The organism is Pantoea sp. X-Soil-TKNS-1211, from assembly GCF_059730495.1.
On sequence record NZ_AP035953.1, the window covers coordinates 1,669,336 to 1,695,562 of the forward strand.

At 52.2% G+C, this 26,227-nt stretch carries 20 protein-coding genes; 11 read left to right on the forward strand and 9 right to left on the reverse strand.

Annotated elements, in window-relative coordinates:
* Positions 1–3: 3 nt before the first annotated feature.
* Positions 4–489 (reverse strand): Hcp family type VI secretion system effector, encoded by a 486-nt coding sequence (locus AC6I8W_RS08005; RefSeq protein ID WP_497835087.1) that lies wholly within the window; start codon positions 487–489, stop codon positions 4–6.
* 301 nt (positions 490–790) lie between these two features.
* On the opposite strand from AC6I8W_RS08005, the gene AC6I8W_RS08010 reads away from it, so the two are divergent.
* From AC6I8W_RS08010 to AC6I8W_RS08020, 3 genes are read left to right on the forward strand one after another with little or no spacing between them, the layout of a single operon-like run.
* A complete protein-coding gene (locus tag AC6I8W_RS08010; protein ID WP_497835086.1) occupies positions 791–1,030 on the forward strand; it encodes a DNA polymerase V in 240 nt (79 codons plus the stop codon).
* Complete coding sequence (gene umuC, locus AC6I8W_RS08015; RefSeq protein WP_497837694.1) at positions 1,030–2,292, forward strand: translesion error-prone DNA polymerase V subunit UmuC; 1,263 nt, start codon at positions 1,030–1,032, stop codon at positions 2,290–2,292. The genes AC6I8W_RS08010 and umuC overlap by 1 nt, the downstream gene beginning before the upstream one ends.
* Positions 2,293–2,321: 29 nt before the next feature.
* Positions 2,322–2,534: a hypothetical protein gene (locus tag AC6I8W_RS08020; RefSeq protein ID WP_497837695.1), complete on the forward strand. Its 213-nt coding sequence runs from the start codon at positions 2,322–2,324 to the stop codon at positions 2,532–2,534.
* 230 nt (positions 2,535–2,764) lie between these two features.
* Here the strand turns inward: AC6I8W_RS08020 and AC6I8W_RS08025 are convergent, their stop codons facing one another.
* Positions 2,765–3,169 carry a type II toxin-antitoxin system HicB family antitoxin gene (locus AC6I8W_RS08025; RefSeq protein WP_497837696.1) on the reverse strand — a complete coding sequence of 135 codons (405 nt, stop codon included), beginning with the start codon at positions 3,167–3,169 and terminating at the stop codon, positions 2,765–2,767.
* 104 nt (positions 3,170–3,273) lie between these two features.
* Positions 3,274–3,432, reverse strand: coding sequence for a type II toxin-antitoxin system HicA family toxin (locus AC6I8W_RS08030; protein ID WP_223300464.1), 159 nt, complete (start codon positions 3,430–3,432; stop codon positions 3,274–3,276).
* A 728-nt stretch (positions 3,433–4,160) separates the two neighbouring features.
* Between AC6I8W_RS08030 and AC6I8W_RS08035 the strand changes: the two genes are divergently transcribed.
* Entirely contained in the window at positions 4,161–4,424 is a 264-nt protein-coding gene (locus AC6I8W_RS08035; RefSeq protein ID WP_497837697.1) for a hypothetical protein, read from the forward strand.
* A 120-nt stretch (positions 4,425–4,544) separates the two neighbouring features.
* Here the strand turns inward: AC6I8W_RS08035 and AC6I8W_RS08040 are convergent, their stop codons facing one another.
* The 4 genes from AC6I8W_RS08040 to AC6I8W_RS08055 form a co-directional block, all read right to left on the reverse strand.
* On the reverse strand, positions 4,545–4,730 hold the full coding sequence (locus tag AC6I8W_RS08040; RefSeq protein WP_497837698.1) for a ribbon-helix-helix protein, CopG family: 186 nt from the start codon (positions 4,728–4,730) through the stop codon (positions 4,545–4,547).
* Between the two features lie 278 nt (positions 4,731–5,008).
* A complete protein-coding gene (locus AC6I8W_RS08045; protein WP_497837699.1) occupies positions 5,009–6,328 on the reverse strand; it encodes a TolC family protein in 1,320 nt (439 codons plus the stop codon).
* Between the two features lie 4 nt (positions 6,329–6,332).
* A complete protein-coding gene (locus AC6I8W_RS08050) occupies positions 6,333–7,565 on the reverse strand; it encodes a beta-barrel domain-containing protein (RefSeq protein WP_497837700.1) in 1,233 nt (410 codons plus the stop codon).
* A complete protein-coding gene (locus AC6I8W_RS08055; protein WP_497837701.1) occupies positions 7,558–9,759 on the reverse strand; it encodes a type I secretion system permease/ATPase in 2,202 nt (733 codons plus the stop codon). The genes AC6I8W_RS08050 and AC6I8W_RS08055 overlap by 8 nt, the downstream gene beginning before the upstream one ends.
* A gap of 568 nt (positions 9,760–10,327) precedes the next feature.
* Here AC6I8W_RS08055 and AC6I8W_RS08060 point away from each other — a divergent pair.
* The gene (locus AC6I8W_RS08060; protein WP_497837702.1) at positions 10,328–17,485 is read left to right on the forward strand and encodes an Ig-like domain-containing protein; all 7,158 of its coding nucleotides are present in this window, start codon (positions 10,328–10,330) and stop codon (positions 17,483–17,485) included.
* Between the two features lie 65 nt (positions 17,486–17,550).
* On the opposite strand, the gene AC6I8W_RS08065 is transcribed toward AC6I8W_RS08060, so the two are convergent.
* Entirely contained in the window at positions 17,551–19,029 is a 1,479-nt protein-coding gene (locus AC6I8W_RS08065) for a SulP family inorganic anion transporter (RefSeq protein WP_497837703.1), read from the reverse strand.
* 198 nt (positions 19,030–19,227) lie between these two features.
* Entirely contained in the window at positions 19,228–19,476 is a 249-nt protein-coding gene (locus AC6I8W_RS08070) for a biofilm development regulator YmgB/AriR family protein (RefSeq protein ID WP_497837704.1), read from the reverse strand.
* Positions 19,477–19,811: 335 nt separating this feature from the next.
* Between AC6I8W_RS08070 and AC6I8W_RS08075 the strand changes: the two genes are divergently transcribed.
* The 6 genes from AC6I8W_RS08075 to AC6I8W_RS08100 all read left to right on the forward strand — a co-directional run bounded on the left by AC6I8W_RS08075 (position 19,812) and on the right by AC6I8W_RS08100 (position 26,226).
* A complete protein-coding gene (locus tag AC6I8W_RS08075; protein WP_497837705.1) occupies positions 19,812–20,243 on the forward strand; it encodes a MarR family winged helix-turn-helix transcriptional regulator in 432 nt (143 codons plus the stop codon).
* Between the two features lie 2 nt (positions 20,244–20,245).
* Positions 20,246–21,931, forward strand: coding sequence for an MFS transporter (locus AC6I8W_RS08080; protein ID WP_497837706.1), 1,686 nt, complete (start codon positions 20,246–20,248; stop codon positions 21,929–21,931).
* Positions 21,928–23,016, forward strand: a complete 1,089-nt coding sequence (locus AC6I8W_RS08085) for an HlyD family secretion protein (RefSeq protein ID WP_497837707.1) — start codon at positions 21,928–21,930, stop codon at positions 23,014–23,016. Before AC6I8W_RS08080 ends, AC6I8W_RS08085 begins: the two co-directional genes overlap by 4 nt.
* Positions 23,013–24,383, forward strand: coding sequence for an efflux transporter outer membrane subunit (locus AC6I8W_RS08090; RefSeq protein WP_497837708.1), 1,371 nt, complete (start codon positions 23,013–23,015; stop codon positions 24,381–24,383). Before AC6I8W_RS08085 ends, AC6I8W_RS08090 begins: the two co-directional genes overlap by 4 nt.
* 324 nt (positions 24,384–24,707) lie before the next feature.
* Positions 24,708–25,439 carry a beta-ketoacyl synthase chain length factor gene (locus tag AC6I8W_RS08095; protein WP_497837709.1) on the forward strand — a complete coding sequence of 244 codons (732 nt, stop codon included), beginning with the start codon at positions 24,708–24,710 and terminating at the stop codon, positions 25,437–25,439.
* Positions 25,429–26,226, forward strand: a complete 798-nt coding sequence (locus AC6I8W_RS08100) for a lysophospholipid acyltransferase family protein (protein ID WP_497837710.1) — start codon at positions 25,429–25,431, stop codon at positions 26,224–26,226. Before AC6I8W_RS08095 ends, AC6I8W_RS08100 begins: the two co-directional genes overlap by 11 nt.
* Position 26,227: the final 1 nt, after the last annotated feature.

The window sequence follows — 26,227 nt, forward strand, 5'->3', positions numbered from 1 at the left end:
ATCCTAAGTTCTGACGTTCCAGTCGTCGGTGTATTGAATGTTGCCATCGACATAGCGCCACGTGATTTTGTCATACATCAGGGCAACTGACTCCATGTGGTTGAACTGAGAATTGCCAGGCAACTTAGCGTTAGGCATGCCCGGATTTACGCCCGTCACCTTAACTCCCTCCAGAGTCATAATAAAATAAGCAACTTCCTGACCAGCATCATTGATGCGGTACCAACGGATTTCAGCTGATTTAAGTGTCTGGCCTTTTGCCACAGCCTGATAGAGATAGGGGCTAGATGAATCAAACTCCTTCTCAAGCATCATTGGTGAATGTGAACGCTTACCTGTAATTTTCCCGTTCGCACTGTCAACGGGGATGTTTAAACCGTGGCTAAAGCCAATGATCTCTATGCTGCCTTCGCGATCTTGAACATCCACAGACCCTTTGATGTCAGCACCGCCATCATCTTTTAACCATAAGTAAGCTGGAATAGGCATAAAGTTCCCTTTTTTTCATGAGAAGACAGAAGGGATTTTTACTGTTCTAAAAGCGACCAATGCTGTTCAGGATCAATGATGTGATGGTTGAAAATCCTTAATGGGTAGCAAATAGTAATAAAAGTTAAGAGGTGGTTATGGCACCAAAAAGAACTTTTGTGCTGAATGCGTCTGTATAGGTCTCCAAAGAAAATTCCCTTTCAGCACAATCCCTTCTCAGAAACCTCCTACACCCGACTTGATCGATCATATCAATCGATTGTACTGTATTTATATACAGTAATTTTCTTGGGTAATCTCTATGCCACGCGACTACGAAATCATGATTGCCTTCCGGCAGGCGATAAAGCGAGATGCCGCAGGTCGTTTCACCATAAGTACACTCGATTTTGTACGTGAACTCGACCGGCTTAACTGGCATTACACGCTGCGTGCTGCCAACAGGTGGATCGAAGCCCACACAACGACATTCCGCGATATCTCAACAGCTGAAGGGGAAGAACGCCTGTTCCAGGTGTTTAACCCGAACGGGGGCATTTAATGTTCGCGCTGGTGGATGTGAACTCGTTCTATGCGAGCTGCGAAACAGTGTTCAGACCTGATTTGCGCGGTAAGCCCGTGGTTGTGCTTTCAAACAATGATGGTTGCGTAATAGCGAGATCGGCAGCATCTAAAATTTTGGGTATTCGAATGGGCGACCCATATTTCAAGATTAAGAATGAGCTACGCCGCCACAAAGTGCAGGTGTTCAGTTCGAATTACTCGTTGTATGCCGACATGTCTAACCGGGTAATGTCCACCCTTGAGGAAATGGCTCCTGCGGTGGAAATCTACTCCATCGATGAGGCTTTCATGAATCTATCGGGGATGGAGAGGCATCATTCACTGGATGAATTCGGGCGGCAGGTACGCGCGCGTATCAAACGTGATACCCATCTTACTGTTGGCGTTGGCATTGCACAGACTAAAACGCTGGCAAAGCTGGCAAATCATGCCGCCAAAAAGTGGACTAAAACCGGTGGTGTGCTTGACCTGTCGAATGTCGATCGCCAGCGGAAGCTGATGGCACTGGTGCCGGTCGAGGACGTGTGGGGCGTTGGCCGCCGCATCAGTAAAAAACTCAATGCAATGGGCGTCATGACAGCGAAAGACCTGTCAGAACAAAGCACCTGGATTATCAGGAAGCATTTCAATGTGGTGCTGGAACGCACGGTGCGTGAATTACGTGGCGAGCCGTGTCTTGAGATGGAAGAGTTCGCGCCGACAAAGCAGCAAATTGTGTGCTCACGCTCGTTTGGTTCCCGTATTACGGAATACAGCGACATGCGACAGGCCATCTGTGCTTATGCGGAGAGAGCAGCCGAGAAGCTGAGAGGCGAAAAGCAGTATTGCCGCCAGATAGCTGTATTCCTTCGCACCAGCCCGCATGCAGAAAACGAGGTGTTCTACGGCAACCAGGCGATGGGGAAATTGCTGACGCCCTCCAACGATACACGGGACATCATCCGGGTGGCGATGGAGGCACTGGAACGCATCTGGATACCCGGACACCGTTACATGAAAGCAGGCGTGATGCTGGGCGACTTTTTCAGCCAGGGCGTTGCGCAGCTCAATCTTTTTGACGAATTCCAGCCACAGGCAAACAGCGAAGCGCTGATGCGTGTTGTTGACGGCCTCAATCAGAGCGGGAAGGGGAAACTATGGTTCGCAGGTCAGGGCATTCAGAAAGCGTGGGATATGAAACGCGAGATGCTGTCTCCGGCATACACCACCAGATTTTCGGATCTGCCAGTGGTGAGATGACATGCATCCTTGATACCCCGGATGGCTATATGGTCGTGGATAAATCAGTTAAGCCGGTGCTGGGTGACACAATCTATTTTGAAGCTTGGGATAAGCACCAGATTGGCCGACTGGAGAAACACGCGATCATCTGTGAAGACGGCGACACAATAGAGGGTGAGCCGCTAGATGAGGTTACGGTGATCGGCGTAGTTACTTGGGTGATAACCCGTGCACGAGACAATGACGGACCAACGATTTGAGCCACGAAATCTGGATGGTTTTACCACCATTTTGCCATCGTTTTACCATTGCAAAATTCAGACAATAAAAAAGCAGCCGTAAGAGGCTGCTTTCTTTGGGAATTTTGGTCGGCACGAGAGGATTTGAACCTCCGACCCCTGACACCCCATGATAGTGAGCAATATTAATTCCGTAAAAAAAGCCCGCTGGCAGCGGGCTTAAATAGTTGATGACAAGGTTGTGTTATTTATTATGCTTTAGCTAACTCGCGTCGAGCTAAATCAGCCAAAAAACCGCTTCTTGAATTAAATTCTTTGTGTGTTTCAACAAAGGTGTCAATGCGTACAAGAAGATTTTGCGGCAATGTGATATTTAACTTTACAGCCTTGCCATCATATTTGCTTACGTCTATATCAACATAAGCCCAGATGCCGTTCTGGCAATCTTCATCATCAAGATGAGCTGATATATCTTTCGCTTCGGGAAGCGCTTTTCCTCTATCGGCTAAAGACTCAAGATGGGCATCAATTGCTTCAGTAGCATCAACGATAGCATTGTCTATCGTATCACCGGCAAAGATGCAGCCAATGATATCTGGGACGAAGCCAGAATACCCGCCTGAATCAGCCTTGTGTAAATAGACTGCAAATTTCATTTTCGACCTCTTTCATCCAATCACTCAGTGAGTATTAAACATACATCTTGGAAATTGATGACATTTTGTTATGCAAGGAAGGGTAACCAGCCCTTCCTTTATTATTAGTCTATCAACTTCAACAACTTATTTAGCGTGCCAGTCGCTAAGTCTTTCTCAGGGTGGGGAACCGAAATGTGATAGTCTTTACCATCCTTCACAAAAACATGATGACTACCTTTAATACGGTCTAAAATCCACCCTCGCTCCTTCAGGAGCTTCATAAAGTCTCTACTACTCAATAACACCTCCTATGCCAACAACTGGAAAGAAGTATACCCACCATACCCACCAAGTGCAAGTAATTTAGTGGGTATGGTGGGTATGGGTAGGCCTTGGAACAAAGACCAACGCTTCATAATAAAGGTAAGGTTTGTGACGCAACCGATTGATTTCATTGAGTAGTAATAATGCGCAATTTTATGAAAAATCAGGATAAGAGAATGAAAAATAAGAAAAGAAAGCCTGATTTAAAATCCCTCGATCGTAAGGTCGTGCGGGTTCAAGTCCCGCCCCGGGCACCATATTGAATACCGATTCAAACCGAATAAAATCAAAGCAATAAGCAGTGATGTCGTGACCGCCCAAGGGCGGTTTTTTTGCATTTGGGTTCTCAAGTGGCAGCATACCAAAAGAGTAAAGCGTCCATCAGGACGCATTTTAATATTATGCGCTGCTGTACCCTACCCATTGAATTTCCAGAAATATTCCTTTCTCAAGCTTATTGCCTCCTGAATCTCCGAACACTTTCCTGCTCGCTTGTCACTCGCAGATCCAGGAGTATGCCTAATGATTTTTCGGCTTATTTATGGAGATATATCCCGCTATATTGTTAAATGTGTCGCAACAATCTCTTTACAAATCACAATGGAACCGTGGTCCGTCACCGACACGGGAAGACGTTGGGAAAACATGAGTGACTACCGTTAGCAACTTTTGCCGGGAGAACTTAATGATTATTTCACAGGAGAAAAGCATAGCTTTACGTCGCATGCTGAAAGGAGAGAAATACTTATTGCGTGGCGATAAAGCGATAGGGCTGGAAGTCAGACGAGACAACAAAACGTGCAAACTAAAACAGGTGAATTGTCGCAGCGTGGCACCGCTTCTGCGCGAAGGACTGGTTGAATTTGCTTTTATGCCTACTGATATCACGCGTTATTACGAGGTCAGACTGACAGAAGCGGGTGAGAAGCTAGTCAAAGAGATGCCATGATGGCGTAGTCTGAGCCCGGGAGGCGAAAAATCCGTAGAATGTTAACGTAATAACTGGATTTTTAATAAGTTATAGCGGCGCGATTGAACACGCAGCGCTAAAAACCTGCCAGGTTCGTAGTTATTGATTGAGCGACCGCTCATAAATATCAATAGCAGCCGTTATAATCGCGCCCTGGGAGATGCCTCCCTGACTGGCGAGCAATTCAATGCGTGCGATGGTAGCTAAAGGAAGTTTATAGGTTTTGGGTTTAATGCCGCGTTTTTCATCGCTGCGTTTTTGAATATCACTGGCTGATTGAATCATTATTAAACCCTTAGTATCAGGGACATGAACTACTGGAAATTCCCCTCTCATCATGACACTTGGGTAAGCAAAGCGACAACCATCGTAAAGTCGTCAGGATGATCAAGGTAAGTGTAGTCGATTTCTTGTTTTACTCTTTGTTTAGCAGGGATTTTTTCTATTATGTTCGCTACGTATAATCACCGAGTTTTCTGGAAGATAGCGCGTTCCTGATGCCCGTGAAATGGTGATGAGGGGGAACGGATCTCCCCCTCGGCAGGAAAGCTATACCTCGCTGTTTATGCCTGCGGACGCAGATCAAACCAGTCAAAGATCATGCTGGCGGTAGCAACCAACTTAACGTTATTGCTGTAAACGTCATGCTGAGCATTCACCGCCGCAATCTGGTTGTTGTAGCGATCGTTTTCTGCAGTCAGCACATCCAACAGGGTTCTTTTTCCCAGGCGCAGCCATTGCTCGTAGTAAATTTTGCTGACCTGATCGGTCTCTTTACTCAATTTCAGGTATTCGCGACTTTGTACTGCGGCGGCATCCCGGCTCTGCGTCAGATTATGAACCTGATACTCCATATCCATTCGTGTTTGGGCGTATTGCGATTTTTTGGCTGAAGCCCGTGCCGCAGAGGCCTGAGTAGCGGCTTTTTCTGAACCACCGGTGAAGGCATTCCACTGGACATTCAGGCCGGTATACCACTGCCCGGCTTTACCATTACCGTCTTTAGCCGTACTTTTAGAGACCACCCAGTTGAGCTGTGGCAGGCCGCTTGCCTTGGTGGCGGCGGTCATATGCTGAGCAGATTGCGCTTCCGCCTTGGCTTTCAGCAAGGAAGGATGCTTGCTCACCCTGCTCATTACCAGCGAGGTAGAAATAGGCTGCATTGTCCAGTCAAGCTTTTCGGGCAGTGAGATTTGCTCACCGGTCAGACGTTGTAACGTGATTTCCGATTGTCGTCGCTGATCGTTAATTCGCTCCAGGGAGGTCTCGGCAGAAAGCAGTTTCGCCCGTGCCTGTACCAGTTCGCTGTATCTCCCGGCATCCATTTGCGTTATTTCGCTCAGCATATTGACCAGTTCATGCATACGCTTTACGTAGCCTTGCGTAATCTTCTGATTCTGCTGATAACGGCTCAACTCGATCAGCTGTCCCAGCGTGTTGAAGGCAATCTGCTGCTTTTCGAATTCATATTGATGCGCCGCGGCATGGGACTGTTGCGTCGCGCTGCCAATATTTTCACGATTTTTTCCCCAGTCAAATATCGTGGTGGTGACGTTGACGGAAAAGCTACTGTCTTTCAATCCCTTATTGTTTGACTCGTTGCCGCTGCCAAACGAAGCCATCGGTGCCGTGCTACCCAGCTGAATCTGTGGCCAGCGTGCACCTTTAACTTGATCGATATCGTAATTGGCTGCTTCTTTATCTGCCCCGGCGACCTGAATCTCTGGGCTGTAATTCAACGCCTGATTGACCACCTTTGCCAGCAAGGTGCGGGTGTCTTTGTTCATCATCGTATCGGATGTGCCGGACTGACCGGCATCCTGCGCGGCGATAACCACCGGGCTGCCGGCAAGCAGTGCCAGCGTAATCAATGTCTTGCGCATATTCTTATCTCTCCCTGAAAGCTTCGCGCGCTTTTAAAACCGGCTTAAGCAGATAAGACAGGATGGTTTTTTCACCTGTTTTAATCTCTACGCTGGCCGTCATCCCTGGAATAATGGGAAAACTTTTCTCTCCCACATGTAAATCCGTGCCATGAGTGCGTACATAGACACGGTAGTAAGTCGCATCCTCGCGGCCAGATCGCATTTTGGTTTCATCGATAATGGTATCGGGACTGATGTTCTCGATAACACCATCAAGTCCGCCATAAATCGCGAAGTCATACGCTGAGATTTTTACTGTCGCAGGCAAGCCTGGACGTAAAAATGCCACTTCGGCCGGTTTGATGCGCGTTTCCAGCAACAGGTTATCTTCAGAGGGAATCAGTGACATGATCTGTTCCCCGCGCGAGATCACGCTATCAATAGTGGTGGTTTTAATACTGTTGATAGTCCCTTTGACCGGGGCAGTAATCAGCGCATGGTTAATCACATCCTTGCGTCCCACCAGACGGGCTTCGACCTGCGCAAACTCAGACTCCAGACGCGTTAACTCGCTGTTGGCATCGGAACGGTACTTGTTGGTACGGTCAGCGATTTGTACCCGAAGATCGTTCGCCTGACGACGCAGACGCAGGATTTCCATATCGGAGATCAACCCGCGTTTCGCCAGCGGCTCGGACAGATTGACCTCTTTTTCTGCCAACTCCAGGTTGCGCGAGAGAGAATTGATGCTATCGTCCAGCAGCTTGCGGCGTGTTTCATACGCTTTGGTTTCGTCCTGAACAATGGTATGGAAGTCTTTGATTTCTTCAGGGAAATCTAGCGGTAAATCATAGGCTTCAGCACGGGCGCGGGCGATAGAGCCCTGTAAGCCATAGGATTTTGACAACTCCTCCTGATAGCTGGCTTCCGAGCGTGTTGAGTCAAGCCGCAGCAACGGCTGTCCTTTCTCGACCAACTGGCCTTCTTTAACGTACAACTCCTGAAGTGTGCCATCTTCAAAGCTTTCAATGGTCTGTTCATGGCTGGCGGGGATCACCTTGGCTTCACCTTTGGTCACCTCTTCAACCACGGCGAAATGCGCCCACACCAGAGATGTTGCCACCACAATGATCAACAGCCACAGCACCAGCATGCTTTTCGGCGTCTTCTGTAAAATGATGGCGCTTTGTAAATCGTCCAGAAAAGACATGTCTTCAGGCTGAAGATGCGTCTTCGAATCTTTATTGTTACGCATTCGTCGTCTCCTTACGCGGGGCTGCGGTGCGTGATGAATTTTTCGCTAAAGATGCCTGCGAGAGCCGGGCCATAATTTGCGCCTTAGGACCATCAGCCAGAATTTTTCCATCTTCCAGCACAATAATGCGATCGACCAGGGTCAGTACCGGGATGCGATGTGTCACCACCACCAGTGTTTTCTCCTGGATCACCTCCTTGAGGCGGGCAATAAATTGCGCTTCCGAATTGCTATCCATGGAGCTGGTGGGTTCGTCCATCAGCATGATGGCCGGGTCGAGTAGTAAGCAGCGGGCAAGGGAAACCTGTTGTTTTTGCCCCCCGGATAATCCTTGTCCCATTTCACCGATCGGCATGTCGTAACCGGCAGGGTGGCGTCGGGCAATGGCATCAATCCCGGCAAGTGCCGCCACTTGCAAAAAGCGCTCCGTGCTTACGGCGGGGTTACCGATGATGATGTTCTCGCGCAGGGTTCCCTGGAACAGGCGATTGTCCTGGCAAACATAACCGCAGGCGGAACGCCAGTCGGCGGGATCAATTTGGTTGACGTCGAGGCCGTCCATCGTCATCTTCCCTGCAGTGGGGAGATAGAGGCGGGCGAGCAGTTTTAACAGCGTCGATTTTCCGCTACCAATGGTGCCTAAAATCGCAACTCGCTCACCGGGTCGGATATTCAGATTTAAGGGATGCAGGATTTTCTCAGGCTCCTGCAAACCCGTTTTCGGATAATGGAAGCCAACCTGACGCAGCGCGATTTCACCCTTCAGCGGCGGTGACGGTAAGAACTGCGCCTGTTGATCGCGTTCTGTCGGCATTGCCATCAACTGGTTCAGCGAAATCAAAGCGGTTTTTGCCTGCTGATAGCGAATGGCTAAACCCACCACCGCAGCCAGTGGGGATAAAGAACGCCCGGAAAGGATCACCATCCCGACCAATGAACCCATCGTCAGATCACCGGCATGAATCAGATACACGCCCCACAGCACGATCAGCACGGTACAAACCTGTTGCACATAGCTGACAAAATTACTGGTCAGGGTGGAGAGATAACGGGTTTTCATTGAGGAGGCCGCAGCCAGTGCGCTGAAGTCATTCCAGCGTTTTTGCATCACGCCTTCACCCTTGGCCGCTTTGAGGGTTTCCAGCCCAACGATAGTCTCGATTACCAGTCCCTGTTTCTGCGAAATCTCGCTGATGTTTTCTTTCATGTAGCGCGACAGCGGCCACTGAATTGCCACAGCAGCGATGATAATCACCGGGATCGCCATCATCGGTATAAACGCCAATGGGCCGCCGATAGCAAACATGATCGCGATGAACAGTAAGCAGAAGGGCAGATCGGACAGTGTCGCCAGCGTTGCCGAGGAGAGAAAATCCCTTACTGACTCAAATTCACGCAACTGGTTCGCAAACGAACCTGCCGAACGGGGTTTGCATTCCATACGGATCGCCAACGTTTTACGAAACAGCAGTGAACCCACCACCAGATCTGCTTTTTTCCCGGCAGAATCCACCAGCCAGGAACGGATTTGCTTGGCGGTGAACTCAAAGCTAATAGCAATCAGTACGCCGATGGCCAGTGACCACAGGGTGGCATACGCGCCGGTTGGCACCACTCGGTCATAGACATTCATGGTGAAAAAGGTGGTCGACAAGGTCAAAATGTTGGCGAGCAGTGCAGCCAGGGCGGCACTGTAGAAGTACTGACGATAGCGCCATAGGTTGGAAAACAGCCAATGCCCGCTTTGATCGACTTCAGGTAGAATATCTTTTTCGCCCCGCGCAGCAGGCTGCACTTTTACTTTTGACAGCAATGCAAATCCTGCTGCTTCTGCTGCCAGTGCGTCAGCAGAGAGATGGCTCTGGTTGCCATCGGCCGGGGACATTAGCATGTATTGCCCGTCACGCTTTTCCTGCAGGATGAGATATTCCCCGGTTTTGGTGGCGATGATCAGCGGGTAAAGCGACTCTGACAGCGTCAGGACGTCGCGTTCCATCCAACCGGCCTGTAACCCGGCCTGCTCCAACATCTGTGCGGCAATGTCAGGGGTTAATCGCTCGCCGCGTGGCAGACCTGCATAGAGCACTTCTTCACTGGCGGATTTTCCGTGGTGTTTAACCAGCCATATGACGGCATGGAGTAGGGTATCAATCTCCGACTGTACAGAAGGAGGTGGAATTATATTTTCTTTCATAATGGGAAGATTCCAATCCTGGATAGTAATTCATTTCCTGGTTTTTATTAGTCTGTTTGTCAGGGGTATTTATCGGTCTGATGTCAGGCGCGAATATAAAAAACCCTAGCATTAAGTTGTTATTCCTATTACACGAATTCTCTTTCGGGTAATAAGAATTCTCTCAATTTATTGCTGTCGTGTTTTACTTTTCATTCTTGTTTTTTTGGCACTCAAATAACTTTCAAGTAGTGCGTAGTACAGAATGGTCAGGAATGATAGATAGGAAAGAACTCTGATGCTTGTGATTAATACGTGACATCTGATGAGTAGTGTTTTGTCATATTTAATTATGATTATTATCAATTACTTATTCTGTATTTTTGGCATAAATTTACCTTTAAAAGAATAATTTACTCAGAACAATTTCAGATATAAAGCTGCTTATAAATATACCTTTATAATAACTTGCCATTTATTATTGGTGGTGCTTGCTTCCAGGAGAGGCAACGCATGGAAAGAGTTTCTTCTCAACGCGTGGCATCACGCGATGAATTGAATTATTGAATTACTATACCAGGAAATGACTATGACATCCTCAACGTCAACAGGCGGTGCGCTGAACAATGCAGCGAAAGTTGCCACCAGTGAAAATAACGTTGTTATTAAGGTTGAACCCTTAACACAATTAACGATTCAGTCTCCGGCTCAAGGCCAGATTGAAATCCAGGCAGGCGAAGATATCGCCTCAATTCAAAGCCTGAAATTTGTGCGCAATGGCGATAACCTGGAAATTTTTACCGCCGATGGCACGCGTGCTGCGGTAATTATTGAAGGCTACTACGCCCAGGAAACGCCGCCGGACATTTACGGTATCGACGACCAGGGTGACCGTTATACCTGGTCTTCCATCGGTGCTACCTCTATGGTCGCTGCATTGACTGACGGTGAAAGCAGTGTGCAGGAAGCCACTCCGGCAATGGAGGTGACTGCTGAAGCGCCTGAAGAGAAACAGGAAGATGACGACAAAGCGGCGGCAGGTCTGTTTGGTCTCTCTCCAGGTTGGGCAGCGGCGGCGGCGGGTCTTGCAGCAGCGGCGATCGCCGGTGGCGTGATTGCAGCGACTGGCGGTGGCAAAGACGATGACAACGGCAATGGCAGCAATGGTAATGGCAATGGCGGCAACGGTGGCAACGGCACCACTGGTCCGACTGGTACGTTGAGCAACATCCAGTTTATCAATGATAATGACCCCGCTAACCCGGTGATCATCACTAATGGCGTTACCAACGACAGCACACCAAAAATTACCGGTAAGGTTGAGGGTGCCAAAGAGGGCGACCGCGTTGCCATTAAGGACGGTGATACGGTCCTAGGTTATGCGATAGTGGATAAAGACGGCAACTGGACATTCACGCCTAACAAAGATCTGGGCGAAGGTTCGCACCAGATTACCGCAGAATTGCAGGACGCAGACGGCAATGCAGGCCATTCGCAGCAGGTTGATCTGACCATTGATATCACCGGGCCGGGTACGGCAGGCAATATCACGGTAGATGGCAAACCCGCAGACGATGAAAACATCACCGGTAATAACACGCCAACCCTTGGTGGTGACGCCGAGCCGGGCAGCACCATCACCATCACCGATGGCGAGGGGAATGTTATTGGCTCAGCTGTCGCGGATGAAGACGGCCACTGGGAAATTATTCCGAACAAGCCGTTGGGCGATGGTGATCAGGATCTGATCATTGATGTAACCGATCCTGCCGGTAACAACAACTCATCCGAGCTGCCGATCAACGTCGATACAATCCCGCCAACTGGTACGCTGAGCGATATTCAGTTTATCAACGATAACGATCCGGCTAACCCGACGGCCATCACTAATGGTTCCACCAACGACAGCACGCCGCTGATTACTGGCAAGGTCGAGGGTGCTGAAAAAGGCGATCGCGTCGCCATTAAAGATGGCGATACGTTGCTGGGCTATGCGGAAATTGACGAAAACGGTAACTGGTCATATACCCCGCAAAAACCGTTGGGTGAAGGCCAGCACCAGATCACCGCTGAGCTGCAGGATGCTGCGGGCAACACCGGTGACTCTCAAAATGTGGGTCTGAATATTGACACCACTCCGCCGGAAGCACCGGGGAATATCACCGTTGATGGCAAACCCAATGATGGTGAAAACATCACCGACGGCAATACGCCAACTATTGGTGGCGACGGTGAACCAGGCAACACCATTATCATTACCGATGGTAACGGTAATGTGATCGGTTCTACTGTTGTTGACGATGATGGTCACTGGGAACTGACCCCGGACCAGCCACTCAACGGTGGTAATGGCAACCTGGTCATCACTGAAAAGGATCCAGCAGGTAACAGCAGCCCGTCCACGGATCTGCCGGTAAATATCGGTGGCGGTTCGGCGGGTGGCGATACTGACGCGCCGACGGCCACGCTGAGCGATATCGTGATGACCAACGACAACGATCCAGCCAATCCGGTGGTGATCCAGAATGGTGGTCTGACAAACGACAACACCCCGACGATTAGCGGTAAGGTCGAAGGTCTGGAGGCAGGTGATCGCATTGTCATCAGGAAAGGTGAAGCCATCCTGGGCGAAGCGACCGTCGATGAAAACGGCAACTGGACATTTACGCCAACCGAGCCGTTGGATGAAGAACTGAATGAACTGACCATCGAGGTGCAGGATGCGGCCGGTAATGCCGGTACGCCACATCAGGTCAGCGTGAATATCGATACCCAGCCCCCGGCTGCGGCAACCGATATCACCATTGATGGTAATCCGGCAAACGACACCGGCAACGACCTCGCCAGCGGTCAGCCTGTCATTGGCGGTAAGGGCGAGCCGGGCAGCACCATCATCATCACCGATGGCAACGGTAACGAGGTTGGCACGGCGGTAGTCGATGATGAAGGCAACTGGACCCTGACCCCGGATCAGCCGCTGGCTGACGGTGACGGCAGCCTGAATATCACCGTCAAAGACCCGGCCGGAAACAGCAGCCCGTCCACCAATCTGCCGGTGAACGTCGGCGGCGGAGAAAACCCGGGTGGTGATACTGACGCGCCGACGGCCACGCTGAGCGATATCGTGATGACCAACGACAACGATCCAGCCAATCCGGTGGTGATCCAGAATGGTGGTCTGACAAACGACAACACCCCGACGATTAGCGGTAAGGTCGAAGGTCTGGAGGCAGGTGATCGCATTGTCATCAGGAAAGGTGAAGCCATCCTGGGCGAAGCGACCGTCGATGAAAACGGCAACTGGACATTTACGCCAACCGAGCCGTTGGATGAAGAACTGAATGAACTGACCATCGAGGTGCAGGATGCGGCCGGTAATGCCGGTACGCCACATCAGGTCAGCGTGAATATCGATACCCAGCCCCCGGCTGCGGCAACCGATATCACCATTGATGGTAATCCGGCAAACGACACCGGCAACGACCTCGCCAGCGGTCAGCCTGTCATTGGCGGTAAGGGCGAGCCGGGCAGCACCATCATCATCACCGATGGCAACGGTAACGAGGTTGGCACGGCGGTAGTCGATGATGAAGGCAACTGGACCCTGACCCCGGATCAGCCGCTGGCTGACGGTGACGGCAGCCTGAATATCACCGTCAAAGACCCGGCCGGAAACAGCAGCCCGTCCACCAATCTGCCGGTGAACGTCGGCGGCGGAGAAAACCCGGGTGGTGATACTGATGCGCCGACGGCCACGCTGAGCGATATCGTGATGACCAACGACAACGATCCAGCCAATCCGGTGGTGATCCAGAATGGTGGTCTGACAAACGACAACACCCCGACGATTAGCGGTAAGGTCGAAGGTCTGGAGGCAGGTGATCGCATTGTCATCAGGAAAGGTGAAGCCATCCTGGGCGAAGCGACCGTCGATGAAAACGGCAACTGGACATTTACGCTAACCGAGCCGTTGGATGAAGAACTGAATGAACTGACCATCGAGGTGCAGGATGCGGCCGGTAATGCCGGTACGCCCCATCAGGTCAGCGTGAATATCGATACCCAGCCCCCGGCTGCGGCAACCGATATCACCATTGATGGTAATCCGGCAAACGACACCGGCAACGACCTCGCCAGCGGTCAGCCTGTCATTGGCGGTAAGGGCGAGCCGGGCAGCACCATCATCATTACCGATGGTAACGGTAACGAGGTTGGCACGGCGGTAGTCGATGATGAAGGCAACTGGACCCTGACCCCGGATCAGCCGCTGGCTGACGGTGACGGCAGCCTGAATATCACCGTCAAAGACCCGGCCGGAAACAGCAGCCCGTCCACCAATCTGCCGGTGAACGTCGGTGGCGGAGAAAACCCGGGTGGCGATACTGACGCGCCGACGGCCACGCTGAGCGATATCGTGATGACCAACGACAACGATCCAGCCAATCCGGTGGTGATCCAGAATGGTGGTCTGACAAACGACAACACCCCGACGATTAGCGGTAAGGTCGAAGGTCTGGAGGCAGGTGATCGCATTGTCATCAGGAAAGGTGAAGCCATCCTGGGCGAAGCGACCGTCGATGAAAACGGCAACTGGACATTTACGCCAACCGAGCCGTTGGATGAAGAACTGAATGAACTGACTATCGAGGTGCAGGATGCGGCCGGTAATGCCGGTACACCACATCAGGTCAGCGTGAATATCGATACTACACCGCCGGCGGGCACCACCACGATTGCGGCCACAGACGATGCGGGGAATGTGATTGACGGGGAACACCCGACCAATGACAGCACGCCGACCTTCAGTGGTCAGGTGACCAATGCGCAAGCTGGCGATTACGTGGTTATTAAAGACGGCGACAGGGTGCTGGGTACTGCAACGATTAACGCAGACGGCACATGGGAATTCACCGTACCGGAAGGGGAGGAACTGGAAGAGAATGGTCACTCGATCACCGCCACTATCACCGATGCGGCTGGTAATGTGGGTAACATTACCGATCCAGTAGAATATGACCAGGATAACACCAATCCAGACCCGGCAACGAATGTCAAAGTGACCAATGACCAAACCAGTACCGATGTGGCAACCGGTGGTCTGACTAACGACAACACGCCGACCATCAGCGGTAAGGCAGAAGCTGGTTGCACAGTTTACATCTACGACAAAAACGGTCTTGCGATTGCCTCTGTGGTCGCTGATGCAGACGGCAACTGGCGTGTGCAGACGTCGATGTTGATCGATGGTGATTACAACGACATGACGGTGCAGGTGGTAGATAACGCGGGCAACATGTCGACGTCGACGCCGGTGCCTGACTTTACGGTAGATACCCTCAACACCAACAAGACCACCATTACGACGGACGCAGAGCAGGCCGATCCGACACCAACCTTCAAGGGACAGGTAGCGAAGGGAGAGGAGGATGCTGACTACAGTCAGATGACCATCACCATTTACGACCGTAATGGTGTGGTGATCGCTACCAATATTCCGGTCAAGACTGATGGTAGCTGGGAATATACCGTGCCGGAAGCGGATGCACTCGGTTCTGGTCCGCATAACATCTCGGCGGTGGTGGTGGATGCCGCCAACAACGAAGGAGATGTGGGTTATCTGAACGGTACTGCTGACGGTTCCTGGACGATTCCGGCGACGCTCTACTCTGACGCAGGAGGTGGCGAAGGGGATATGTTCGGCTATGCCATGATGGTTAGCGGTGAATATATTTATATCAGTGCACCAAACGGCGGCACAAACGCAGCCGGTCAACCAACTAACCAGGGGATCATTTACGCCGTCAAAAAAGAATTTGCCTCGCTGTTAGACGGTGGTACCAGTATCGAGAAGTTATTCGCAGCGAACCCAGGCATGGGAACGATTATTTCGAATAATGGTGATGCTAAGGGGGATGGCCAACCTGATGTGAACAGCTATCAGGGTTATGGCATGAAAGTGCTGGATGGTGGCTGGGTGGCGATTTACATGCATCTCCTTGACACTGTCTACTTTGTGCAGGAATCGACGCTTACGGATAATAATTTTGATCTTAGTCAGATTTCTGACGCAGCGAATGGAAAGAGTCAGTATGGGTTCATGATGACCCTTGCCAATGGCATTGACAGCTGGTTTGGTTTCAATGCCAATTCCATTGTGAATGAGGACGGTACGCTAACGTTCCTGATCGGTGACATTCATGGGGCACGTGAGCAGACAGGTAGCATCACTACGGTCACCTTTAATCCGAATGGCACAAACCCGGATGGCAACTGGACAAACATGCACCTGATCCGAGATCCGAATGACTCGACGGACAATGCTCCCTGGGTTCCGCAAGAGACGCTTCCGGATGGTATGGTGATTGGTCACATCGGCCATGAAAATACCAATGGTACAGTCGGTTCAACCCAAAGCTATAACTTTGGCACGGATATCGTGTACATGGGGGATGTTTTTGGCAATGGTTCTAACTATGTTGCCTTTATGGATGCGGCATCTGCTCATACCGGTAAATCTTACCGAGGTTCCTGGTATTTCTATAAGATTCCAGATACCGGTTTGCCGAATGATTTCAGCATCGGTGATGTGGCCGACGAAGATTTAATTGTTATTGATAACATTGGTGCGGGATATTTAAACCTAATCACCAATGATGTAATCGGAGACTTTGGTAGCGATGAGTACAAGCCGAATAGTCATAACATTGCCATGCTCGGTCATTTCGGTAGTGGTGAGCACACGGATATTGCCATTGCCTCTGCTGGTGATTCCTACGGTGGGTCTAACGGTAAGGTATGGATACTCCATACTGACAAAATCACTGATGACATGACGATCGGTGTCAATGTTGTGGATTCGAAGTTTAACACCGATGTAGGTTATGCCATTGTCAGTAAAGTCCAGGCTGGCCGAGGTGATAAGGGAGAGGGCTTTGGTCTGAATGTCATTGGCGGTTATGACATGAATGGCGATGGTACCCAGGATCTTATCATCAGCGATCCGTTGGCAATGAAGGATGGTAAATGTGTGGGTGCCGTCTATATTGTCTACGGCGGCCATCAAGCGGACTATATGCAATACTTAGCTTCGTTGGGCGAGAATGCGACGGGTGAGATTGATATCCAGTATATTCTGGATAAAGGATGGGGTGAGGTTCACTACGGTAACGTTGATGCTCAAAGATTTGGCTGGTCGGTTGAAGTCGTTGATATGAATAACGATAATATGCCAGATTTGTTGGTTGGTGCACCTTCGCAGCTGGGAACGCCAGTCCCTGACGCTGATACAGGTGCAGCCACTAACCCGCAGTACAACGGTCAGGTGCATGTGATTTACAACACCCACACTGCACCGGCTGAAGATCCGGCACCGAATGCCCGTTCGTACAACGCTGACGAGCAGAACCAGTACGACGACGGCGGTATCCCGCTGCTGTTGGATGGTGATCACCAGAACGTTGATCTGGCGGCCCTGACGGATTCCCTGAAGGATACGCACAGCATCGATCTGACTGACGGCAACAACACGTTGCAGGTGAATAACCAGACGCTGGATAGCTGGGAAGGTGCAGACGGTGATGCGCTGATCGTTAGCGGCGAGAATGGTTTGGTGCAGTTGACCGGTGGCATTGAGAACTGGCATAGCAATGGCACCGTGACCGTCGATGGTAAGGTCTATACGGAGTACCAGAGCAGCGGTATGGCGGAGGTGTTGATCGAAGACAGGATTCACGTCAATATCCTGTAATTGACTAATCTTTCCATGTAGCTAATCAAAGCCGGGTGTGGCGACACACCCGGCTTTTTTACTTCTTATCCTAGCGTTCCTGACAGACGACGATGAAAATCACTGCTGCGGTTATCCAGCCCGATAAAGGTTATCTTCGCACCATGACGTTGATAGCGATACTCAATCGCGTCCAGTGCCGCAACACTGGAGGCATCCCAAATCTGCGCATGGGTGAGATCAATCGTCACTAATGCCGGATCGTGGGCGTAATCAAAATGCTCAAACAGGTCATTGCTGCTGGCAAAAAACAGTGGACCACGCACGGTATAATGTACCTGCTCACCATCATCACTCAATTGCCGCTCGGCGTGGATCACGTGCGCAATACGGCGCGCAAACAGCATCATGGCGAGGATTACGCCAACTAACACGCCCAGTGCGAGATTACCCGTCCACACAGTGACCACCACTGTTAGTACCATCACCAACGTCTCTGACCACGGCATGCGTTTCAGCGTGGCGGGGTGCAGGCTATGCCAGTTGAGGGTTTTCACCGCGACGACCATCATAATACCCGCCAACACCACCATTGGGATCTGCGCCATCAGTTTACTCAGGCCAGTCACCAGCAGCAGCAACACCACGCCCGCCGCCACCGTTGAGACACGGGTACGCGCTTTACCCAATTCCACGTTAACGATGGTCTGGCCGATCATCGCGCATCCGGCGATACCACCATAAAACCCGGCAAGGATATTGGCGATGCCCAGCCCCCAGGATTCACGGCGCTTGCTGGATGGGGTATCGGTAATATCATCCACCAGTTTGGCTGTCAGCAACGACTCCATCAGACCGACAAAGGCAATACTGAGTGCCGTCGGCCAGATAATTTGCAGCGTTTGCAGATTAAGCGGCACCAGCAACTGAGTAAAACCGGGTAACCCGCCGTTCATCGGACCTTCATCGCCGACATTCGGCACCCGATAACCCAGCAGCAGCGCAATCGCTGTTATCACCACAATCGCCACCAGCGGTGAAGGTACGCTTTTCAGTACCTTAGGCAGCAATAGCACGATCGCCAGTGTCACCGCGAACAGCGCCCACACCAGGCCGGATTGTCCCCAGACGTGTGGCACCTGGGCAAAAAAGATCAACACGCCCAGCGCATTCACAAAGCCAATCATCACCGAACGCGGAATATAGCGCATCATGCGTGCCAGGCCGGCAAGGCCAAACAGAATCTGGATCACTCCACCCATTACCACTGCGGGCAAAATATATTCCACGCCATGGACATGCACCATCGGGCCAATCACCAGCGCCACCGATCCTGCTGCCGCAGTCACCATCGCCGGACGCCCGCCCAACAGGGAAAGGGTCAGGCACAACACCACTGACGCCACCAGGCTGACTTTCGGATCAACGCCCGCAATCACCGAAAAGGAGATCACTTCCGGGATGAGCGCCAGTGCGGTAATCACACCCGCCAGACATTCCCGGGTGAGTAAAGCAGGCGAACGCAAGACGCGGCTCACCGTAAGTTCTTCTGTGGGTTGACTCATAAATTTCGCAGGCTCTTTTATTATGTTGCCTTACCACAACGGTAGGGCAGTAACCAGATGAGAAGCAGACAAGGGGAGGGATGTTACCGGGCAATGTGGCCGGATGCCAGACATCAAGAGTTGTAGCGGAGCGATTTATCGCGCTTGTTGTTAAAACCCGCGCGATAAATCGCGCCGCTACGAATTTAATTTCACACCTTAAATTGCCAGATCGTCAGGTGTTTTATTCACCACCGTCTCCAGTAGCTGGCGATAAACATTCAGTTTCGCCACATCATTTTCCAGCTCCAGGCGCGTGATCAGCGCAGAGATAATGGCCTTATTGGTCACCGGCATACCGGTTTGTAGAATTTCGCCAATCACCTGAGCAAAGGCTTCTGCGTTGCAAGCTGCAGGGTTTATATATTCCGCGATATCCTGATCGTTGCTGATTACGGCGTTTTGCATGTGTACAGCCCTAAGATGTGGACCTGCTGATGATAAAACTTTCGCGCGGACAGGCGCGAAAGACCCCAATCAAGAAAACTTATACAATGAGATGTAATATGTACAAGTAAAAACATGATCATTTTGTGCTATTAATTAACTTACAGCCAGATATATAGACTTTTTTGTGACAGAACCTATACACAGAAACTGTACAGATTCCTTCCCAATGACAGATTTGCACTACAATTATTGGCGCGTATGGACACGAAGTCTGGGCACTTTTCATTCGCAACAGGGTCTGCGTATAATAGCGGAATATTTAGTTAGATATCTAACCATTAGGTTGCTACTCTTTGAGCGAATATCCCCAACCTTTCTCCCGTTTATTACATCTCACTGCGCATGCGTGGCGACTGGCCGTCGATCGTCGTCTGAAAGAGAGCGGCATGAGCATGAGTAGCTGGATGGCGATTGCCACGGTGGCGACAGCCGGAGAACCGCCGACGCAAAAAGCATTGGCGCAATTACTTGGTCTGGAAGAGGCCAGCGTGGTACCGCTGGTCGATCGGCTGGTGAAACAACAACTACTGGCGCGGGTTCAGCCGCCGGAGGATCGGCGCAAACGCCTGTTGGTACTGACAGAGCAGGGCAGCATCGCTTACGCTGAGGTAAAAACCCAGGCCGATGCGCTGCGCGCTCAGTTGCTGGCGGATATCGATCCCGCAGCATTGGCGATTACCGAACAGGTATTACAGCAACTGCTGACGCGGCTGGGTACTTTATAGCCATGGCGAAGCGTAACCCTTACGCCCAGCGAGAATGGTTGCCGCATGAAAAGCCGATGTTGCCGGGGTCGCCTTCTACGCCGCTCCATTCTCCGGGCAGGCGTATCGCGTTTGGCCTGATTGGTATGCTGATCTCCATTACCGGCGCGCTCAGCAACGCCCTGGTCACCGCCAATCTCACCAACCTGCAAGGCACCTTCGGCGCATATTCCAACGAAATCGCCTGGCTTCCTGCGGTCTATGTGATGGGCAATATCTCCATCAATTTGCTGTTGGTGAAGTTTCGCCAGCAGTTCGGTCTGCGGCTTTTTACCGAAGCCTTTCTGGTGCTGTACGTGCTGGTGGCGTTTTTCCATCTACTGGCTAATGATCTCAGCTCGGCGATTATCGTGCGCACCGCGCATGGCATGGTGGGCGCGGCCCTCAGCTCGTTGGGCATCTACTATCAGGTTCAGGCCTGGCCCGCGAAACATCGTCTGAAAGCGCTGGTGATCGGCCTGACCGCCTCGCAGTTGGCAATTCCACTGGCGCGTCTTTTCTCTACCGAGCTGCTGCAACTGAATGAGTGGCGTGGGCTCTATCTGTTCGAGCTGGGGCTGGCGCTGATTGCGCTGGGTTGTGTGCTGGTGGTCAAGCTGCCACCTGGTGACCGCATCAAAGCCTTTGAAAAACTCGATTTCCTCACCTTTATCCTGCTGGCACCGGGGATGGCGCTGATTTGTGCAGTGCTATCGCTGGGACGCATCGAATGGTGGTTTACCACGCCGTGGCTGGGCATTGCTCTGGCTCTTGCGCTGGTATTGATTGTTGCCGCTGTGGTGCTGGAGCATAACCGACAAAATCCGTTGATTAATACGCGCTGGCTCAGTAACGGCATGATGGTCCGATTGGGGATTGTGATGATCATGATGCGTATTGTGCTGGCCGAGCAGAACACCGGGGCGGTGGGTTTTTTACAGCAGTTGGGGCTGCTTAATGACCAGATGCGCGGCATGGCACTGGCAATCATTTGCGGAGTGATGGCCGGTATGGCGTTGAGTGCGTTGACCATTCGACCCACCCATCTCAGTTGGCCGATTGTCTGCTCGCTGATAGTGATGATCATTGCTTCACTGATGGATGCGCAATCCAGCCCGCTGACGCGCGGCGATAACATGTATATCAGCCAATTTTTATTAGGCTTCAGCAGCGTTTTCTTTATGACGCCCGCCATGCTGTTTGGCATCGGCAGCGTAGTGACGCAACCGAAAAATCTGGTGAGTTTTGTGGTGCTGTTCGGCATGAGTCAAAACCTGGGCGGGCTGATTGGTGCGGCGATCCTTGGCACATTCCAGACATGGCGCGAAAAATATCACTCCAGCTTGCTTGGTGACCAACTGTCGCAACTCAATCCTAACGTGACTGAACGTTTGAGCCAGTACAGCTCGCTATTCAGTAGCCAACTGCCGGATGGCGCGCTACTCAGCGCGCAGAGCGGCAGCCAGCTGCAAATCATTTCCACCTTGCAGGCCAATATTCTGGCTTACAACGATACCTATTATCTCACCGCCGGTCTGGCGCTGATTACGCTGATGTGGGTGCTATGGCGTTTGACGCGCCTGCGCTATCTCAACTGGCGTCAGGCACGACGAAATCTGGCGGAACAACGCCAGCAGGCATTATTAGCAAACCGAACGGAGACCCCATGAGTCAACAGGACGATCTTCAGGCCGCGGAACGCGAGCGCATCAACCGTCGACGTATCCTCTCGATTGCCGCTGGCAGCGGCATCGTGCTGGTCGGGGTGTTGGTGATCCTGTATGCCTGGCAGCTGTGGCCGTTTACCAGCACCATCCAGTCCACGGAGAACGCCTATGTCCGTGGGCAGGTCACCTTTATCAGTCCGCAGGTCAGTGGTTATCTGACCGCAGTCAATGTGGTGGATTTACAGCCGGTGGAGAAAGGGCAATTGCTGATGACCATCGATGATCGTATTTATCGTCAGCACGTGCATCAGGCGCAGGCACAGCTGGCCATGAAACAGGCCGCCCTGAATAACAACCAGCAGCAGCGTAAAAGCGCGCAGGCCACCATCGTCAGCAATCAGGCGTCACTGGACAATGCTAAAGCGCAGGCGCTGAAAAGCGGCTTCGATTTAAAGCGAGTGGAAAATCTTACCGCCGATGGTTCCTTGTCCGTGCGCGAGCGTGATGCCAGCCGCGCCGCCGATGCCCAGGCGCAGGCGCAGGTGCGCCAGGCCGAAGCACAGTTGGCGGTGGCACAGCAGAATCTGCAAACGGTGATTGTGAATCGCGCCTCGCTGGAGGGGGACGTTGCGAATGCGCAGGCGGCACTGGAATTGGCAGAAATCGATCTCGCCAATACGCGTATCATCGCCCCGGATAACGGCCAGCTCGGTCAATTGTCGGTACGTAAAGGCACCTTTGTTACGGCGGGCACGCGTCTGACGTCGGTGGTGCCAGACAACAAATGGGTGATTGCCAACCTGAAAGAAACCCAGTTGGCGCGCATCCGGCCTGGTTTACCGGTCACCATCCGCGTGGATGCGCTGGATGGCAAACGCTACGATGGCACCGTGGAGTTCATCTCTCCGGCGGCAGGTTCGGAGTTCAGCGCCATTTCACCGGATAACGCCACGGGAAATTTTGTCAAAATCGCCCAGCGTATTCCGGTACGCATTAAGGTACATGGGGATTTGCAGGCACTGCGCCCGGGGATGTCAGTTGAGGTGGATATCGACACCGCCGCTGAGCCGCGTGAGGAGAAGCTATGAGCCGCGTGTTGTTAGCCACCCTCGCGGCACTATGGCTGAGTGGTTGCGCCACTCAAGTAGATAAAGCGCCAGCCTCATTGCCGATCCCGGAAAACTGGCGTCAGCAGGTGGGACCGGGTGCGGCACCGGAAGCGCAATGGTGGCACGCCTTTGGCGATGAACATCTGAACCGGCTGGTGAGTCAGGCTTTGCAGCACAACAGCGATATTCTCAGCGCCCGCGCCCGTGTCGAGCAGTATCGCGCCGAGCTGCGCGCGGCACAGGGCGATAACTATCCGAGTCTGACGGCGGGAGCGGGGGCGACACATCAGCGCGCTATCTCCGCCGCCACCGGTTTGCCTTATGAGAACGCGGTATTTCAGGCATCACTACAAGCCAATTACGAGGTCGATTTGTGGGGCAGCCGCAGTAACACTATCAGCGCCGCTGAGGCCTCGCTGGCGGCACAACGCGCCGCAGCCTCGGCCGCCGAATTAACTGTGGCCAGCTCAGTGGCATCGGGCTATCTCAGCCTGTGCGCGTTAGATGAACAGTTGCGCGTCACCGAAGATACACTGGCCTCACGCGCCAATTCGCTCAAACTGGCGCAGCGTCAGTTTGAGACCGGCTACTCATCACGACTGGAGTGGATGCAGGCGTCGTCAGAGTATCAGACCGCCAAAGCGCAGGTGCCACAATTGCAGCATCAGATCACCCAACAGGAAAACGCCCTGAGCGTACTGGTGGGGATGAATCCGCGTGACATCGCTCGCGCCGATCATTTCAACCAGGTAATGCCGCAGACGTTGCCAAACGTGTTGCCGTCACAGCTGCTCAATCGTCGCCCGGATATCGTCCAGGCACAGCGCCAGTTGCTGGCTTACGATGCCTCGCTGGCTTCCGCGCAAGCTCAACTGCTACCCACACTGAATCTCACCGCCAGCGGAGGTCTGGAAAGCTATCATCTGCATGAATTGCTGGCAAATCCGTTCCGTCTGTGGAGCATTGGCGGCAGCGTATTGGCACCGATTCTCAACCGCGAAGCGCTGACGGCGCAGGTTGATGTGGCGATGGCGACACGTAATCAGGCGTTGTATGGCTATGAAAAAGTCGTGAGAAATGCCTTTGCTGAAGTGGACACCGCTCTGGATGCGATTCGTCGTAATCAGGAGCAGTTGGTTGAACTGGAAAAGCAGCAGAGTGATGTCAGCGAAGCGCTGCGCATCGCGCGCAACCGCTATCAAAATGGTTACGCCTCCTACCTTGATGAGCTGGATGCCCAGCGCACCCTGTTTAATACGCAACTTAGTGTGGTGAGCGTGAAAAACACCCTATTGCTGGCGCAAATCGAACTTTATCGGGCACTGGGTGGGGGCTGGCAGGGTTGATTGTCACTGTTTTTCCAGATTTCTCTGGAGGATGTTTCTGTATTATCACGGATTTCTCTGATATTTCCTGAATATATTCTGATAAAGTGAATTATGCTTCTTCTTCTGGCGCTGGATACACAACCTCGATCAGGATATCCAGCTGCGCCTTGCCGCACTGGTGACGAAATAACCCTGTCTGCGCGCAGATTTGTCGCCAGCATATAAAGTTAATTCATTACTCGCCTTATTTACCGGCAGCTCGCCGTCCGGAGACGGCGAGCTGGGAAGGGATGCCGCACAATTTACCTTTGATCCTTATGGGTTTTTTAAGAGAGTGCAGGTATGAAACTCGCTTTCACGTTGATCGACTGGCACGCCATCGCGCCTGGACTCGATAGTACCAGTGCCTGGCAACATTGGGCGCAGTCCGAGCCGCTAATTGATACCTCTCAGCCTCTCGGAAAACCACAATTCCTGCCGATGATGACGGCGCGTCGTCTGAGTCATGGCAGCCGGGCGGCAGTTGAATGTGGCCTGGCGATGCTGGCGCGTCAGCAGGTGGATGCGGTGGTCTTTACCAGCCGTCATGGTGAGCTGGAGCGCAACCTGCGCATTCTCAACGCGTTGGCGCAGCAGCAGCTGCTTTCCCCTACAGATTTTGCCATGTCGGTGCATAACTCTGCCGTTGGTAGCCTGACCATTGCGGCGCGTCAGCCACTGATTTCCTCGTCGGTTGCGGCGGGTGCCGACAGCTTCCAGCAGGGGTTGTTTGAGGTGGCTGCGTTGCATCAGGCTGGATATCAGCAGGTATTGCTGGTCGATTTCGACGGCGCAGTGCCGGATTACTATTGCCGCTGGTTGGCAGATATGCCTTTCAACGCACCCTATGCGGTGGCGCTGCTGCTGCGTGCCGGAGAGGAGTGGTGTTGCCAGGCACAACCCCAATGCTCCCGTCAGGCGGTCACGCTACCGCAGAGTTTACGCTGCCTGCATGGACTGCTGAGGAAATCACCGACCTTTAACCTGCAGGGGGAGCGCCATTTATGGAGCTGGGAGCGTCAGCATGGCAGATAACACCCTGGCTCTCAGACGCAGCGGCTTCAATTATTACTGGCGGCTGGTGATGACCGCCGTCAGCTTTACCCTGTTCAGCATCGGTGGATTGCTGCTGTCGCTGATTGGTTTCAATATGTTATTGCTGGTGCAGCGGGATGTGGCCCGTCGCCGTCAGCTTGCGCGTCGTGGCATTGCCGTGAGCTTCCGTTGCTTTTTACGTTTCTGTCGCTTCGTTGGCGTGTATGACTACCGCATTGAAGGGGCTGAAAAGCTGCAACAGGATCGCGGTTGCCTGATTGTTGCCAACCATCCCTCCCTGATCGATTACGTCATGATTGCCTCGGTATTGCCGGAGATGGATTGCCTGGTGAAGGCGGAGTTGCAGCATAGCTTCTTTTTGCGTGGTGTGATTCGCGCAGCAGATTATCTGGTTAACAGCGAAGCCGAAACCTTATTGCCGGATAGCCAGCAGCGTCTGGCGCGCGGCGATACCATCCTGATTTTTCCCGAAGGGACCCGCACCCGTTATGGTGAACCGCTGCAACTTCAGCGTGGCGCGGCCAATATCGCCGTGCGTGCCGGATGCGATCTGCGCGTGGTTCATATCAGTTGCACCCAGCGTATGCTGGATAAACAAAGTCGCTGGTATCAGATTCCACCGGTTAAACCGCTGTTTACGGTGCGGGTACAATCACGCATCGATAGCCAAACCTTTTATCAAGCAGAAGAAGATGCACAGCCGCTGGCGGCGCGTCGCCTGACGCGTTACCTGCAACAGGCACTGGTCCCTGACGAGAGCAAGTAAG

What these genes read in the sequence shown, in the direction of transcription:
- AC6I8W_RS08005 (WP_497835087.1), bottom strand. Translation starts at nt 489, where the DNA reads ATGCCTATTCCAGCTTACTTATGGTTAAAAGATGATGGCGGTGCTGAC.
- AC6I8W_RS08010 (WP_497835086.1), top strand. Translation starts at nt 791, where the DNA reads ATGCCACGCGACTACGAAATCATGATTGCCTTCCGGCAGGCGATAAAG.
- umuC (WP_497837694.1), top strand. Translation starts at nt 1,030, where the DNA reads ATGTTCGCGCTGGTGGATGTGAACTCGTTCTATGCGAGCTGCGAAACA.
- AC6I8W_RS08020 (WP_497837695.1), top strand. Translation starts at nt 2,322, where the DNA reads ATGGTCGTGGATAAATCAGTTAAGCCGGTGCTGGGTGACACAATCTAT.
- AC6I8W_RS08025 (WP_497837696.1), bottom strand. Translation starts at nt 3,169, where the DNA reads ATGAAATTTGCAGTCTATTTACACAAGGCTGATTCAGGCGGGTATTCT.
- AC6I8W_RS08030 (WP_223300464.1), bottom strand. Translation starts at nt 3,432, where the DNA reads ATGAAGCTCCTGAAGGAGCGAGGGTGGATTTTAGACCGTATTAAAGGT.
- AC6I8W_RS08035 (WP_497837697.1), top strand. Translation starts at nt 4,161, where the DNA reads ATGATTATTTCACAGGAGAAAAGCATAGCTTTACGTCGCATGCTGAAA.
- AC6I8W_RS08040 (WP_497837698.1), bottom strand. Translation starts at nt 4,730, where the DNA reads ATGATTCAATCAGCCAGTGATATTCAAAAACGCAGCGATGAAAAACGC.
- AC6I8W_RS08045 (WP_497837699.1), bottom strand. Translation starts at nt 6,328, where the DNA reads ATGCGCAAGACATTGATTACGCTGGCACTGCTTGCCGGCAGCCCGGTG.
- AC6I8W_RS08050 (WP_497837700.1), bottom strand. Translation starts at nt 7,565, where the DNA reads ATGCGTAACAATAAAGATTCGAAGACGCATCTTCAGCCTGAAGACATG.
- AC6I8W_RS08055 (WP_497837701.1), bottom strand. Translation starts at nt 9,759, where the DNA reads ATGAAAGAAAATATAATTCCACCTCCTTCTGTACAGTCGGAGATTGAT.
- AC6I8W_RS08060 (WP_497837702.1), top strand. Translation starts at nt 10,328, where the DNA reads ATGACATCCTCAACGTCAACAGGCGGTGCGCTGAACAATGCAGCGAAA.
- AC6I8W_RS08065 (WP_497837703.1), bottom strand. Translation starts at nt 19,029, where the DNA reads ATGAGTCAACCCACAGAAGAACTTACGGTGAGCCGCGTCTTGCGTTCG.
- AC6I8W_RS08070 (WP_497837704.1), bottom strand. Translation starts at nt 19,476, where the DNA reads ATGCAAAACGCCGTAATCAGCAACGATCAGGATATCGCGGAATATATA.
- AC6I8W_RS08080 (WP_497837706.1), top strand. Translation starts at nt 20,246, where the DNA reads ATGGCGAAGCGTAACCCTTACGCCCAGCGAGAATGGTTGCCGCATGAA.
- AC6I8W_RS08085 (WP_497837707.1), top strand. Translation starts at nt 21,928, where the DNA reads ATGAGTCAACAGGACGATCTTCAGGCCGCGGAACGCGAGCGCATCAAC.
- AC6I8W_RS08090 (WP_497837708.1), top strand. Translation starts at nt 23,013, where the DNA reads ATGAGCCGCGTGTTGTTAGCCACCCTCGCGGCACTATGGCTGAGTGGT.
- AC6I8W_RS08095 (WP_497837709.1), top strand. Translation starts at nt 24,708, where the DNA reads ATGAAACTCGCTTTCACGTTGATCGACTGGCACGCCATCGCGCCTGGA.
- AC6I8W_RS08100 (WP_497837710.1), top strand. Translation starts at nt 25,429, where the DNA reads ATGGCAGATAACACCCTGGCTCTCAGACGCAGCGGCTTCAATTATTAC.